Annotated in this window: 15 protein-coding genes; 2 read left to right on the plus strand and 13 right to left on the minus strand. The window is 39.0% G+C overall.

Features of this window, described 5'->3' with window-relative positions; translation table 11 throughout:
- Positions 1-14: 14 nt before the first annotated feature.
- From nuoF to AB3G38_RS15630, 6 genes are all read right to left on the minus strand, one after another.
- Positions 15-1,382 (minus strand): NADH-quinone oxidoreductase subunit NuoF, encoded by a 1,368-nt coding sequence (gene nuoF, locus AB3G38_RS15605; RefSeq protein ID WP_183868346.1) that lies wholly within the window; start codon positions 1,380-1,382, stop codon positions 15-17.
- Positions 1,382-1,894, minus strand: a complete 513-nt coding sequence (nuoE, locus tag AB3G38_RS15610) for an NADH-quinone oxidoreductase subunit NuoE (protein WP_367864795.1) — start codon at positions 1,892-1,894, stop codon at positions 1,382-1,384. Before nuoE ends, nuoF begins: the two co-directional genes overlap by 1 nt.
- A complete protein-coding gene (locus AB3G38_RS15615) occupies positions 1,887-3,101 on the minus strand; it encodes an NADH-quinone oxidoreductase subunit D (RefSeq protein ID WP_367864796.1) in 1,215 nt (404 codons plus the stop codon). Before AB3G38_RS15615 ends, nuoE begins: the two co-directional genes overlap by 8 nt.
- Positions 3,102-3,105: 4 nt before the next feature.
- Complete coding sequence (locus AB3G38_RS15620) at positions 3,106-3,606, minus strand: NADH-quinone oxidoreductase subunit C (RefSeq protein WP_367864797.1); 501 nt, start codon at positions 3,604-3,606, stop codon at positions 3,106-3,108.
- Positions 3,606-4,148 carry an NADH-quinone oxidoreductase subunit B gene (locus tag AB3G38_RS15625; RefSeq protein WP_068405166.1) on the minus strand — a complete coding sequence of 181 codons (543 nt, stop codon included), beginning with the start codon at positions 4,146-4,148 and terminating at the stop codon, positions 3,606-3,608. The genes AB3G38_RS15620 and AB3G38_RS15625 overlap by 1 nt, the downstream gene beginning before the upstream one ends.
- Positions 4,149-4,254: 106 nt before the next feature.
- Positions 4,255-4,626, minus strand: coding sequence for an NADH-quinone oxidoreductase subunit A (locus AB3G38_RS15630; RefSeq protein WP_367864798.1), 372 nt, complete (start codon positions 4,624-4,626; stop codon positions 4,255-4,257).
- Between the two features lie 661 nt (positions 4,627-5,287).
- On the opposite strand from AB3G38_RS15630, the gene AB3G38_RS15635 reads away from it, so the two are divergent.
- Entirely contained in the window at positions 5,288-5,767 is a 480-nt protein-coding gene (locus AB3G38_RS15635) for a helix-turn-helix domain-containing protein (protein ID WP_367864486.1), read from the plus strand.
- Positions 5,767-6,615, plus strand: a complete 849-nt coding sequence (locus tag AB3G38_RS15640) for an IS3 family transposase (protein WP_367864487.1) — start codon at positions 5,767-5,769, stop codon at positions 6,613-6,615. Before AB3G38_RS15635 ends, AB3G38_RS15640 begins: the two co-directional genes overlap by 1 nt.
- Positions 6,616-6,676: 61 nt before the next feature.
- On the opposite strand, the gene AB3G38_RS15645 is transcribed toward AB3G38_RS15640, so the two are convergent.
- The 7 genes from AB3G38_RS15645 to AB3G38_RS15675 form a co-directional block, all read right to left on the minus strand.
- Positions 6,677-8,389: a tetratricopeptide repeat protein gene (locus AB3G38_RS15645; RefSeq protein ID WP_367864799.1), complete on the minus strand. Its 1,713-nt coding sequence runs from the start codon at positions 8,387-8,389 to the stop codon at positions 6,677-6,679.
- A 203-nt stretch (positions 8,390-8,592) separates the two neighbouring features.
- A complete protein-coding gene (locus AB3G38_RS15650; protein ID WP_367864800.1) occupies positions 8,593-9,498 on the minus strand; it encodes a PstS family phosphate ABC transporter substrate-binding protein in 906 nt (301 codons plus the stop codon).
- Position 9,499: 1 nt separating this feature from the next.
- The gene (locus AB3G38_RS15655) at positions 9,500-9,724 is read right to left on the minus strand and encodes a hypothetical protein (RefSeq protein ID WP_367864801.1); all 225 of its coding nucleotides are present in this window, start codon (positions 9,722-9,724) and stop codon (positions 9,500-9,502) included.
- Positions 9,725-9,738: 14 nt separating this feature from the next.
- Positions 9,739-10,560, minus strand: a complete 822-nt coding sequence (locus AB3G38_RS15660; RefSeq protein ID WP_367864802.1) for an energy transducer TonB — start codon at positions 10,558-10,560, stop codon at positions 9,739-9,741.
- A 27-nt stretch (positions 10,561-10,587) separates the two neighbouring features.
- The gene (locus AB3G38_RS15665; protein ID WP_367864803.1) at positions 10,588-11,124 is read right to left on the minus strand and encodes an ExbD/TolR family protein; all 537 of its coding nucleotides are present in this window, start codon (positions 11,122-11,124) and stop codon (positions 10,588-10,590) included.
- A 7-nt stretch (positions 11,125-11,131) separates the two neighbouring features.
- Positions 11,132-11,746, minus strand: coding sequence for a biopolymer transporter ExbD (locus AB3G38_RS15670; RefSeq protein WP_183868356.1), 615 nt, complete (start codon positions 11,744-11,746; stop codon positions 11,132-11,134).
- Between the two features lie 86 nt (positions 11,747-11,832).
- Positions 11,833-12,660, minus strand: a complete 828-nt coding sequence (locus tag AB3G38_RS15675; RefSeq protein ID WP_367864804.1) for a MotA/TolQ/ExbB proton channel family protein — start codon at positions 12,658-12,660, stop codon at positions 11,833-11,835.
- Between the last annotated feature and the right edge of the window lie 36 nt (positions 12,661-12,696).

Raw genomic sequence — 12,696 nt, forward strand, 5'->3', positions numbered from 1 at the left:
ACCAGGTCTGACAGTTAATTTTCCTGTTTTACTTCTGCTTTAGGAATTGGTACTGCATAATTAGCGATACCATAGTTTCCCTGAAGACTTTTTATAGGCTCTTTCACATGCCATTCAAACTCATCTCTGAAATGTCTGATTGCACTCGCAACAGGCCATGCAGCAGCATCTCCTAAAGGACAAATCGTATTTCCTTCGATCTTCTTAGAAACATCAACCAATAAGTCAATATCACTCATCTTACCGTGTCCATGTTCCAGTCTGTGTAATACTTTTTCCATCCATCCGGTACCTTCACGGCATGGAGAACACTGGCCACAGCTTTCATGGTGATAAAAGCGGGAAAAGTTCCAGGTGTTTCTTACGATACACTGATCTTCATCAAAAGCAATAAAACCACCCGAACCTAACATAGTTCCGGTAGCAAATCCACCTTCAGAAAGCGATTCGTAACTCATTAAACGGGGTTCGCCGTTTGCTAATTTAAGTGTCAGGTTAGCAGGCAATACCGGCACAGAAGAACCTCCGGCTACAGTAGCCTTCAATCTTTTACCATTGGCAATACCACCACAATATTCATCAGAATAAATGAACTCTTCTACCGGAAGGCCCAATTCTATTTCGTAGACACCTGGTCTGACCAGGTTACCCGAAGCAGAAATCAGTTTCGTTCCTGTACTGCGTCCAATACCGATTTTCATATATTCATCACCACCGTCATTAATGATAGGTACAACAGCGGCAATAGATTCTACGTTATTCACTACTGTTGGACAGCCATATAAACCAGCGATAGCTGGGAATGGTGGTTTAATCCTTGGATTACCCCTTTTACCTTCCAGTGATTCTAATAAAGCCGTTTCTTCCCCGCAGATATAAGCTCCGCCACCAGGCTGAACATAAACCTCCAGGTCATAACCCGACCCTAAAATGTTTTTTCCTAAAAAGCCGGCAGCTTTTGCCTCTGCGATTGCTCTTTCCAGAATCCTGATTTGCGGCATCATCTCTCCACGTACGTAGATGTAAGATGTATTAGCGCCCAATGCATAACTTGACACAATCATTCCTTCAATTAAAGCATGAGGAATGTAAGTCATCAGGTAGCGGTCTTTGAAAGTACCCGGCTCTGATTCGTCGGCATTACATACCAGGTAACGGGCAACACCTTCTGGTTTTGCCAGAAAGCTCCACTTCATTCCTGTAGGGAAACCTGCACCGCCACGTCCGCGTAAGCCAGACTTTTTAACCTCTTCCACCACTTCATCAGGGGTCAGGGTTTTCAAAGCTTTCTCCACAGCACGGTACCCGCCTTTTTGGCGGTAAACATCAAGTGTATTGATGCCTGGTACGTTTATATGTTCTAATAAGAGTTTACGGGCCATTATTTTTTGCGTAATTCTTCTATCAATGTGTCTACCTTTTGATTGTCGAGGTTTTCATAGAAAGTGTATTCAGGGCCTATTTGCAGAACCGGGCCATAACCACAGGCTGCAAGACATTCAACACCTCTCCAGCTGAATAAACCATCAGCTGTAACCTCACCTTCTTTCACCCCAAGGGTCTGTTCCATATGCTCCATCAGTTTTTCTGCTCCTACCAGGCAGCAAGGCCCGGTACGGCAAACTTCTAAAACATATTTACCCTTTGGCTGTAAAAAGTACATACTGTAAAAAGAGGCTACCTCGTAAACTTCGATAGGTTCAATTTTTAAATATGCTGCTACTTTATCCATCGCACTGGAGCTTAACCAACCTAACTCTGCCTGAACTTCGTGAAGTATAGGCAATAGGGCAGATTTTTGTTTCCCTTGCGGATATCTACTTGAAATTTCATCACACTTTGCGATCAAAGCTGACGAAAACTCTACTGGTTGTTGTTCTTCTACTTTAAGCATCTAATTCTCCGGCAATAATATTCATACTACTCATGTTGATAATGGCATCAGACAATAACATTCCTTCACTCATCTTTGCATACATGGAATAATTAATAAAACTAGGTCTTCTGAAATGCAGACGGTAAGGCGTTCTTCCACCGTCATTGATCAGATAAAATCCAAGTTCTCCGTTTCCGCCTTCAACAGCATGATATACTTCTGCTTTAGGTGCATCAATCTCTCCCATTACAATTTTGAAATGGTAAATCAAGGCCTCCATATTGTTGTATACTTCTTCTTTGGCAGGTAAATAGAAATCCGGCACATCTGCATGGAAAATTCCGGCAGGTTCATGCTTGATTTTCTCCATTGCCTGTTCAATCAGGCTTACGCTCTGCCACATTTCCTCGTTACGTACTAAATAACGGTCGTAAATATCGCCACTTGTACCTACAGGAACTTCGAATTCGAATTCATCATAAGAGCAGTAAGGCTCACTTACGCGTACATCATAGTCTACACCAGTTGCACGTAATAAAGGACCGCTCCAGCTGTAACTTAAAGCATCTTCAGGAGTAACACAGGCAACGCCGGCGGTACGGTCAATAAAGATACGGTTACGGTTAAGCAGGCTTTCAAATTCCCTTAAAGCAACAGGGAATTCTTTTAAAAACTTATTTATTTTAGCAAAGGCGATGTCATTGAAATCTCTTTCAAAACCACCTATGCGGCCAATATTTGTTGTTAAACGCGCACCACATATTTCTTCGTAAATTTCATAGATATGCTCTCTGAACTGGAAAAGATATAAGAAGGTGGTTGTTGCACCGGTATCCTGCGCGATAATCGTATTACAGATAATATGATCTGAAATACGCGCCAGTTCCATGACGATAATCCTGAGATAATCTACACGTTTAGGTACTTTTATATTTAACAGTTTCTCTACTGTCATATGCCATCCCATATTATTAATAGGTGACGAGCAGTAATTTAATCTGTCAGTAAGGGGCGTAATCTGATAGAATGGCCTGTGTTCAGCAATCTTTTCAAAGGCGCGGTGAATATACCCGATGGTAGAAACTCCGCTCACAATACGCTCTCCGTCTAACTGAAGTACGTTTTGAAAAACACCGTGTGTTGCAGGGTGAGTCGGACCTAAGTTTAAGGTGACCAGCTCATTCTGAGGATCGTTGTCTGTATATACTGGTTGATTGTGATTCATGTTCTTATCTACCAAAGTATTCGTCTTTTTTATCAACTCTGTTCGGATCTTCCAAAGGATATTGTTTTAACATCGGGTGAACATTGAGCTCGTCCATATTTAAAATCCTTCTTAAATCGGGGTGACCTTCGAATTTAACACCGAAGAAGTCATATGTTTCTCTTTCCATCCAGTTTGCACCGTTCCACAGCACAGTAGCTGTTGGGATTGAAGGAGTTTGTTCATGGATGAATACCTTAACTCTGATCCTGATTTTGTTTACCATGTTGTGTAAGTGGTAAACTACAGCGATATGTTTAGTTTCAGGATAATGCACTGCAGTGATATCAGTCAAAAAAGCAAATTTAGTGCCTTCTGTTTCTTTCAGATAGGTGAGTACATCAATAATTACATCTTTAGTGGTCTCTACAGTCAGCAAACCGTATGGTTCGTTTACTCCACTCACTTTAGCTCCGAAACGGGCAGCTAACAGCTCTGTTACACTACTATTGTTAACCTCTGCCATTATTCGATTCCGTATGAAGCCAACATTTGTTTATACTGATCAGAATCTCTTCTTCTGCCAGATTCATTTCTTACTAATTCCTGAATCTTACCGAAACCATCTAAAATAGCTTCTGGTCTTGGCGGACAGCCGGGAACGTAAACATCTACCGGAATAATCTCATCGATACCCTGCAGAACTGAGTAAGTATCAAAAATACCACCGCTTGATGCGCATGCACCTACTGCCATTACCCAGCGGGGTTCTGCCATCTGTAAATACACTTGCTTTAATACAGGACTCATTTTTTTAGCTATGGTACCCATAACCATTAATAAGTCTGCCTGGCGGGGAGAAAAACTTAAACGTTCTGAACCAAAACGACCGAAATCATAGTGCGAACCCATTGTAGCCATGAATTCAATTCCACAGCATGAGGTTGCAAATGGCAATGGCCATAATGAATGGGAACGGGCTAAGCCAATAACCTTGTCTAAAGAAGTAGCGAAAAAGCCAGATCCTTCAATGCCTGGAGGCGCGTCTACTATATTGATGTCACTCATATCATAAAACAAAAAAGGCTCATTCTAATACAGAATGAACCACAAATCTACAATATTTCGAGCCAAAAAGGCTTAGTCTATCTCGATTTAGAACCGATCTAAATAATTAGTTCCAGTCAAGCACTTTCTTTTTCAGGATGTAAATAAAGCCTAATAAGAGCGTACCCATAAAGACAAACATTTCAATTAATCCCGGCCATCCAAGTTCTCTGAAATTCACAGCCCATGGATACATAAAGATAACTTCGACGTCGAATAGTACGAACAGGATAGCGACAAGGAAGTATTTAATGGAAAATGGCTGACGCGCATTTCCGACTACTTTTACACCGGCTTCAAATGTACCTAGTTTGTCACTGGTTTTACGGGAGGGACCTAAGAAGTGTGTAGCAATAAGAGTAACTACAACAAAGCCAAGGGCTACGATAACCTGGAAAATGATAGGTAAAAAATCTGAGGGTAAACTCTGCGTTTCCATATAATCTTAATTAGGCCACAAAAGTAAAAGAAAAAAGGAGGAAATCAAATAGTTAAAAGAGACTTGCCATGTTCGGACGGCATTTCTTTGCCTGAAAAGGCAAAAATGCAGTGTCCTTACATTAGCAAGTCTCTTTTAACTATTTCATACTGCAACCTTGACTGGTGTTTTACAAGAGGCACAAATTAAGATAAATGCGCTCTTAGGAAAACTTGGATAGAGGCGAAAAGAGAAGAAATTGATGTTATGGTTGGAGGAGAAACGTTATGGCAATTCCCGGATGAGTATACTTTAGATGATACTTGTTGAGAAACTTCATGGCAAAGCCCGGATGAGTAAACTTTAGATGATACTCGTGGAGAAAACGTCATTGCAAAGTCAGAAAGCTAATAGCGATATTTGAAAACGAAGCTTAAAGAGAAACCTGACTTTGTCCATTTTCTCTACATCATGGTGCTGTATTGCACATTTCATAAAGCTTACATTGTTATAGCTAAATATGAAAGAGGGCCGCTGTAATCGCTTTATCTGGCTTTCTGAGCTATAAAAAAAGGCTACCCATTGTGCAATGCCCCCAAAAAGTTAGACACTTTCTGGGGGCATTATTATGAAAAAGAAAAACAGACACAGTTTTGAATTCAAGTTATACTGTGTGAAGCAGATGTCGGAACATTATCGTTCTGCAAAATCTCTGGGTGAGGAATACGGGATTACTTATTCTCTTTTCGAAGATTGGTTTAGGATATACGAGCATCTGGGAGCTCCTGGATTACTTCCCAGAAAGGGGAAAAGAGTTTTTAGTCCATCCTTTAAGCTAGCAGTCCTGAAGTCAATTCGTGAAGAAAAGTTATCTTTGAGAGCGGCAGTGCTACGTTTTGGGCTTTCAAGTGATGCGGGAATTATCGAATGGCAGAAACGATTTGAGAAGTTTGGATCATCTGGACTAGAACCGCGACCTAAAGGAAGACTACCGATGGCATATAAGGAGAATCCAGCAAACAAGCGAAAACCGAGAAAATCGGATAGGCCACTTACCCGTGAGGAAGAGCTTTTACGGGAAAATGAATATTTACGTGCAGAGAATGCCCTGCTAAAAAAGCTCCAGGCCTTAGTTCAAGCCGAAAACAAGCGCAAGCCATAATGGAACTAAGGCATCAGTTCGACCTGGATACCCTGTTGAATTGTATTAGCATGGCAAGAAGTACATTTTATTATTATTCTAAGAAGGCCAGTTTGCCTGATAAATACGAACAGGTCAAGATCCAGATCAACAAGGTCTATCATGCCCATAAAGGTCGCTTCGGCTATCGGCGCATTACCTTGCAACTGAAACGGGTCGGAATGGCTATTAACCATAAGACTGTATTTAGATTGATGGGAGAAATGAGGTTGAAGAGCCTGATCAGGATAAAAAAATACAGGTCTTATAGGGGCAAGCTAGGGAAAATAGCTCCAAATATCCTTAATAGGAATTTCAAGGCTAACCAACCTATGCAAAAATGGGCCACAGATGTTACAGAATTCAAAGTCAAGGGAAAGAAATTGTACCTCTCTCCAATAATAGACCTGTTCAATCAGGAGATTATCAGCTATGAACTCACTGACAGGCCGGTTTTCAAGGGAGTATTGGACATGCTCAAAAAAGTATTACCACAAGCTAGGAATACTTCTCAGTTAGTCTTGCATTCTGACCAGGGATGGCAATACCAGATGCCAAAGTATCAGCAACTGCTAAAAGCAAATGGGATTATCCAAAGTATGTCCAGAAAAGGTAATTGCTTAGATAATGCTATAATTGAAAACTTTTTCGGAACCTTAAAATCGGAACTCTTCTACTTAAATGAATATGAATCGACAGATCAGCTCAAAAAAGATATAAATGACTATATCTGGTACTACAACAAGGAACGAATAAAATTGAACTTAAACGGAATGAGCCCGATGGAATATCGGGCTCATTATAACAAATCTAATACTAAATTTGTCTAAACTTTTGGGGGCAGTCCATTGGGGCAGCCTTTTAAATATGCTAAGTATTTAGATTTAAATACTATTTTTTCTTAGAAGGAGCTTTTGCAGCAGGGGCAGCTAATTGTTTTGCGCCGGCTAATGCATTTGCATTTGCAGGATCAATAGCTAAGGCCTTTTTGAAATAGTCACCTGCTTTTGCTTTATCTGTAGGAGTATAAGCAAATCCTAAGTTAGTATAAGCTTCAACTAAGTTTCTTTTTTCAGCTTCAGCAGCACCTAATTCAGGTTTTTTAACCGTTACTAAATCCAGGTATTGCTCATAGTAAGGAACTAATAAACCTTTAGGATTAGTCTGATCATCCATCAAACGTGCAACACGTGCTCTCATGATGTAAGCCAGAGTGAATTCAGGTGAAACTTTGTTTAAGTGCGCTAAAGCTGAGTCAGCTTCCACTAAAATAGTTTTAGCTGGATTCTTTTTGTCTCTGTCTTTGTTTGCATAATCAAAGTAATCAGCAGAAGCCAGGTAGTAATAGTTAGTTAATGAACCTTTACCGTTTGGATTCAATTTGATTGCGTCTTTATAAACAGCAGCAGCCTGATCGTATTTTTTGTTTGTATATAATGCTTTACCAACATCTTCTAATGCTTCTACGTTAGTAGAATCTTTAGAGATTGCTGTTCTGATGCTTTTTAAAGCTAAACTATCTTGTCCTGCAACTAACTGAGCTTTACCTAAATAAAGATAATCAGCAGCGATTAAACGAGAAGTATCAGCGTTTTTAGCGAAGAAATCGGTTAATAATTTCAAACTCTCAGGGTTTTTGTTTTCAGCTGCTGAGTATGCTTGTAAACGATTGATTACTAATGTTTTCTGGTTGTTAGGATATAATTTTGCAATATCAGCAGTTTCAGTCTCTAAAGCTTTGAAATCTTTTGCATAGAACAAGAACTGAGCATAACGTAATCTTGTATCGAAAGATTTGTCAGTCAGGTCCATGTATTTTTTGTAGTTTTCTAAAGCTTGTTTAGATTTTTCATCATAGTGAGCTGGCTCAAAGTTTGCCCATTGCATGTACAATTCAGCAATTTCACGGTAAGCAGGACCATAGTTAGGGTCAGCTGTGATTACTTCTTTCAATTGAGTTTCAGATTCAGGAAATGCTCTTGATTCTTTGTACATTCTTCCGATCTGAACTTTAGCTCTTACTAAGCCTTCATTGATGTTCAATGCGCGTAAGTAGTTGCTTAATGCTTCAGAATTTTTTTTCTGTGCTGCATACAGATCACCTAAAGCCAAAAATGTTTCCGGATCTTTATCAGCTGCATCTACTTCGTCAGCTTTTGTTAAGTTAGTTAAAGCTGCTGCGAAATCTGGTTTGTTTTGCTCCAGATAAGCTTTACCAATGTATAAATATGGAGTGTGGTCTTTTTTAGAGGCTAATCCGATAGCTTTGTCAAAATTAGTTTTTGCTGATGCCGCATTGTTAGTCGCAAGATCTACGTGTCCTAATCCTACATAGTTTAAGGCATATTTAGGATCAGCAGTAATCCCTTTAGTAAAAACTGCTTTAGCAGAATCCACATACTCATTATGCAGATATACATCACCTAAGTTAAAATAGTTCTCCCCTTTACCCGCCTGAGAACTTACTAGTGATTTAAGCATAGAAGTTGCTTTAGCATACTGCTCAGCATCAATTGCTTTTTTTGCATCACTTAAGTTTTGAGCAAAAGAGGCAGAACCCATCACTACTAAACCTAAACTTAAGGTTATTGCTTTCTTTGTCATTTTCATCCGTTTTCGATTTGATTTTAAAGGTGATAAAGCTTGCATGAAAAATGCAGGTTTCATCCGTTTTCTGTTTGATTTTTAAAGGTGATGAAGCTTACATGAAATATGCAGGCTCATCGGTTACTTATTTTTATTTACTGTATAAGCTAATTCGTTTTCTTTCTATTGCAGTCCACTAAAAACCACGGCTCAATATAATATTAATTTTCCTTTTTTATATTAATCTCTCTTGGATTCATCTTATTTGGTCCTAGTCCGGATTTCAAAACTATCAACTGACCTCTCTGGCCTGTTAACCATGTTGCAAAACCCGTGCCTAAACCATTTTTACCTTCTGCATTAATGATATAAACATTCCTTAAGAAAGGATAGATACCATCAATTAAATTTTTTTGAGTAGGTTTATAGAAGGTATCATCACCTTTTTTACCCTTGGTGTTTTTTACACCCATAACTTTCACCTTATCGGTAAAGTCCTGCTGATCACGGCTATTTTTCATTAGCCAGTTCACCCCAACAACTCCAATATAGTTCTTATGCTCTGCAACATATTTGATAACGTCTTTATTATTCTGTAAAGTATAAATACCTGACTTAGGTAATTCTTTAATCTGAGAAAGGTCCTTAAAATAGCGCAGTGTGCTTGAATAAGCATTATCAAAAACTAGTTGTTTACCAGAAGTGGATGTGCCTTTCATGATCGAAACCACTTCATCAGCAGTAATCGTTGAATCCGGATTATCATTTCCCGTAATCAGTGCGATGCCGTCAATAGCGAACCGGGAAGTAAAAATTGGAATACTTCTCTTACTATAAGCCTTTTCTTCATCAGGTGTAAGCATTCTGGATAAAACCGCGACCCTTACACTATCATTTAAGAAAGTAGGCAGGATTTTATTCTCATTTCCCTGTATCAATTCAAATTTAGCATCCGGATAATCCAGTTTGAAGACTTCGATCTGATCTTCCAGAACCGAAGAAAAACTCTCGTCAACAAGTAACTTTAACGTACCCGAAACACGCGATGCTTCCCCATCATCACCTTTAGGCTTTTGCTTACAAGCAATGAATAAAAATAATGGCAGGATAAAAATCAGCTTCTTCATTCTAGTTGTCTTTTTGATTAATCAAACGGAAAAATCTTATTACCGCATAAACGATCAGTAATAGTCCGAATAAGATACGGTAGGTAGGCTTGATTTCGAAAGGAATGTCTTTCCAGAAGATTAATGCTGTTCCAAGTACCACGTACATGGTCAACATCGCCAGGCCTAAAATGAACAGAAATCGCTGTTGAGGCGATTTCTGTTTGAATGTATTGAAGTTAAACATTATTGTAATAATATTTAGTTAGATAAAGTGAAACTGATCGGGATGTTATATTTAACACGAACAGGTTTACCATTCTGGATACCAGGAGTCCATTTTGGACTAGCCTTTAATACCCTGATAGCCTCTTCATCAGTACCACCACCTAATTTACGCTCAACTTTAATATCAGTCAGACGACCATCTTTCTCAACTACGAAAGATAAGAACACCTTACCCTGAATATTATTTTCCTGAGCCATAGGAGGATATCTTACTGCTTTATGCAAGTATGCATAAAACTTGTCCATACCTCCAGGGAAACCTGGCTGAGTTTCGATACTTACGAAGTCATAAACTTTAGTATCTTCCACTACTGCTGCTTGTTTAGGGCCTTCTCCAACTGGACCAGCCACAACAATATCAGCACCCGGATCACCCTCAATTGTTTTCTGACCTGGGTCAGCAGCTTTTAATTGCTCAATCTGAGGAGGATCTTCATCACGAACCTGATTATCCGGTTTTACAATCGGAGGAGGGAACTTGATTTGATCCGTCTTTGGTGGCGGTGGCTCAACCGGTGGCGGTGGAGGTGTTTTTGGATCCACCGGAGGCGGAGGTGCAACAGTAACTTCAACTTGTTTCACAATCTCCTCTTCAGGAAGCTGACCCTTGATCAAAGTAATGATCTTAGGTAAAAGAAACAAAAATATAAAAGCTGCCGAAGCAAAAAGTAGTGCTCTTGAAGTATTTGCGCCATTTTGTTTACGTAGCTCGTAAGCTCCGTATTCTTTGTTCTTTTTAGCGAAAATAACATCAAGCCATTCCTTATTGAATAAATCTATTTTAGATCCGAACATTGCTTGTTATTTAAAATGTTAATAATATTATAAAAGATTCTGAGATTTCATGAATGCTTTTTCAGCATCAGTGATATTTTCATCATCAATTGCAGGAGCCGACTTGATTCCGGTAATTGCTAACTCATCCATGATATCAACAAAGTTTTTATAGGTAGCGCCAGAAGTTGGTTTAATCACCATAACGATAGATTTACCACTTGCAGCCTGTACTTTTTGTTTGTTATCCAGTATCGATTTTCTGATCTCAGTAAAATTCTGAACTTCAGGAGCTGATTTTCCAGCTTCTCCCATGTACCAGGCAACCTTGTTATTTTTACCTAACAAAATTGTCATAGTCTGAGATGCTCTTAATTCAAGTCTCTGCTCATTCTTCTCATCTTTATCTGGCTTCGCAATATCCATTGCGATTGGTTTATTCAGCGTGGTGGTTAACATGAAGAAGGTAATCAATAAGAACGCTAAATCAACCATCGCGGTTAAATCTACTTTCGTAGACGATTTCTTACTCCTTACTTTCCCACCCTTTTTGCCACCCCCGCCGGAGGTATCTAATTCTGCCATGTTTTAATTATTTGCTACCGCCTTCAGCAGTGGTGATTAAACTGAATTTGTTAATTTTTTGTTTTTGAAGGATGTCAACAATTTTCTTTACCATCGGGTAGCCTTCTTCAGCGTCACCTTTGATACTTACTCTCATTCCTTCAGAATGCAGCTCAGCAACAGCTTTACGGGATTGAAGAATCCAATCTGCCAATTGATTATTGGTAGAATCGGTAGGTATACCTGTTTCCAGACCTGATTTCTTTCTTTTATCTCCGTCCAGCATCACAAACTGTTTTAAACTCTGGATTGGCACACCAAATGATCCAATTACGCTAAAGCGTTTTTTCTCTTCTGGTGTAAAACTGATCTTATATTGCTCACCAATTTTTTCCAGCGTTGCTACTTTGATATCCTGACCAGCAGCTTCGAAGAAAACTTTGTCTGCACCAATCGTTAAAATCGCGATGTCCTTTTCAGGAACTTTGATTTTATACGTTGACGTAGGAAGTCTTACATCCAAAGGGTCCGGTTGTTTTGCAGTCGCTGATAAAATAAAGTAAGTAAGTAACAGGAAGGACACGTCGCACATGGCGGTCATATCAATCGAGGTACTCTTTCTTTGAACCTTTGCTCTAGGCATAATTTTAAAAATTACTTATGTTTTGTATAATGATGTTAATTCTTCCGGTTTTCCATAAAGCCGGTAAAAAAAAATTACATTATTTTCTATTTATGCGTAGAAGCATAAGTTTGGATGATGCTAAAACCAGCTTCATCAATTGCATAAGTTAATTTATCAATTTTAGAAGTCAGGATGTTGTACATGATAATCGCTAAAGTTGAAGTACCGATACCAGTTGCAGTATTGATCAATGCCTCAGAAATACCTGTTGCTAACGCTGCTGAATCCGGAGCTCCAGAAGCACCTAAACCACCGAAGGCCTTGATCATACCTGTTACTGTTCCTAATAATCCCATTAATGTACCAACTGATACTAATGTTGCGATTACTGTTAAGTTTTGCTCTAACATTGGCATTTCTAATGTTGTAGCTTCTTCGATATCTTTTTGGATAGCTAAACATTTCTGGTCTGTGTCCATGTTTGTTTCAACTTCCATCTCACGATATTTTTTCAAACCAGATTTGATTACGTTAGCAACCGAACCTTGTTGTTTATCGCACTCAGCCATAGCTGCTTCGATATTATTTGAATTTAAAAGTGCTTGTACTTTTTTCACGAAGGCATCTAAACTAGATGTACCAGTTGCTTTTCCGATAACGATGAAACGTTCTACTGAGAATACGATTACCATTAAAAGCATACCCATTAAGATTGGAACGATTGGTCCACCTTTGTAAGCCATACCTGCATAGTTACCAACTTTAGGTAAGTTCTCAACGTTGTTGTCAATAAAGTTATTTGCATCTCCAAGAACGAATTTATAAATAAGTGCCGCGATGATAATACAAATTGGAATGACTAGAGTAGCGAATAGATTTGAAGCTGATGAGCTTTCCTTTTTAACTGTTGTTGGTTTTGGTGCGTTTGCCATTTTTTTAGTTTTTGAGTTTTTAGTACTTTGTTTTTT

Source organism: Pedobacter sp. WC2423 (assembly GCF_040822065.1).
Classification (GTDB): Bacteria; Bacteroidota; Bacteroidia; order Sphingobacteriales; family Sphingobacteriaceae; genus Pedobacter.

What these genes read in the sequence shown, in the direction of transcription:
- nuoF (WP_183868346.1), bottom strand. Translation starts at nt 1,382, where the DNA reads ATGGCCCGTAAACTCTTATTAGAACATATAAACGTACCAGGCATCAAT.
- nuoE (WP_367864795.1), bottom strand. Translation starts at nt 1,894, where the DNA reads ATGCTTAAAGTAGAAGAACAACAACCAGTAGAGTTTTCGTCAGCTTTG.
- AB3G38_RS15615 (WP_367864796.1), bottom strand. Translation starts at nt 3,101, where the DNA reads ATGAATCACAATCAACCAGTATATACAGACAACGATCCTCAGAATGAG.
- AB3G38_RS15620 (WP_367864797.1), bottom strand. Translation starts at nt 3,606, where the DNA reads ATGGCAGAGGTTAACAATAGTAGTGTAACAGAGCTGTTAGCTGCCCGT.
- AB3G38_RS15625 (WP_068405166.1), bottom strand. Translation starts at nt 4,148, where the DNA reads ATGAGTGACATCAATATAGTAGACGCGCCTCCAGGCATTGAAGGATCT.
- AB3G38_RS15630 (WP_367864798.1), bottom strand. Translation starts at nt 4,626, where the DNA reads ATGGAAACGCAGAGTTTACCCTCAGATTTTTTACCTATCATTTTCCAG.
- AB3G38_RS15635 (WP_367864486.1), top strand. Translation starts at nt 5,288, where the DNA reads ATGTCGGAACATTATCGTTCTGCAAAATCTCTGGGTGAGGAATACGGG.
- AB3G38_RS15640 (WP_367864487.1), top strand. Translation starts at nt 5,767, where the DNA reads ATGGAACTAAGGCATCAGTTCGACCTGGATACCCTGTTGAATTGTATT.
- AB3G38_RS15645 (WP_367864799.1), bottom strand. Translation starts at nt 8,389, where the DNA reads ATGACAAAGAAAGCAATAACCTTAAGTTTAGGTTTAGTAGTGATGGGT.
- AB3G38_RS15650 (WP_367864800.1), bottom strand. Translation starts at nt 9,498, where the DNA reads ATGAAGAAGCTGATTTTTATCCTGCCATTATTTTTATTCATTGCTTGT.
- AB3G38_RS15655 (WP_367864801.1), bottom strand. Translation starts at nt 9,724, where the DNA reads ATGTTTAACTTCAATACATTCAAACAGAAATCGCCTCAACAGCGATTT.
- AB3G38_RS15660 (WP_367864802.1), bottom strand. Translation starts at nt 10,560, where the DNA reads ATGTTCGGATCTAAAATAGATTTATTCAATAAGGAATGGCTTGATGTT.
- AB3G38_RS15665 (WP_367864803.1), bottom strand. Translation starts at nt 11,124, where the DNA reads ATGGCAGAATTAGATACCTCCGGCGGGGGTGGCAAAAAGGGTGGGAAA.
- AB3G38_RS15670 (WP_183868356.1), bottom strand. Translation starts at nt 11,746, where the DNA reads ATGCCTAGAGCAAAGGTTCAAAGAAAGAGTACCTCGATTGATATGACC.
- AB3G38_RS15675 (WP_367864804.1), bottom strand. Translation starts at nt 12,660, where the DNA reads ATGGCAAACGCACCAAAACCAACAACAGTTAAAAAGGAAAGCTCATCA.